Source organism: Mesorhizobium sp. M2E.F.Ca.ET.209.01.1.1 (genome assembly GCF_004010375.2).
Classification (GTDB): Bacteria; Pseudomonadota; Alphaproteobacteria; order Rhizobiales; family Rhizobiaceae; genus Mesorhizobium.
The window spans coordinates 1-251 of the sequence record NZ_SADP02001161.1; the positions used below are offsets into that span (position 1 = coordinate 1).

Consider the following 251-nt stretch of genomic DNA (forward strand, 5'->3'; position numbering starts at 1 on the left):
GCCTGGCCGCGAAACACTGCCGCCGACCAGGCCTGTCTTTCCACCTTGCGGCACGATCGCGATCCCGTTCTGGTGACAGATGCGCGCCACCGCCGCGACTTCACCGGTCGATAAAGGCGCAACGACGATGCCGGCGCCACAATTCGCGCCATTCGAGCCAAGGTCGATCGCCTCGGTATCCTCTCCGGTGCGCACATTCGAAGCGCCGACGACATCGCGGAGCGCGTCGACAAACGACAACGGCACCGCCT

1 protein-coding gene is annotated in these 251 nt (G+C 65.3%); it reads right to left on the reverse strand.

What is annotated here, in order from left to right; genetic code table 11:
- A partial coding sequence (locus tag EN852_RS39550; protein ID WP_189546654.1) for an FAD-binding protein occupies positions 1-246 on the reverse strand: 246 nt, incomplete at its 3' end.
- Positions 247-251 lie beyond the last annotated feature (5 nt).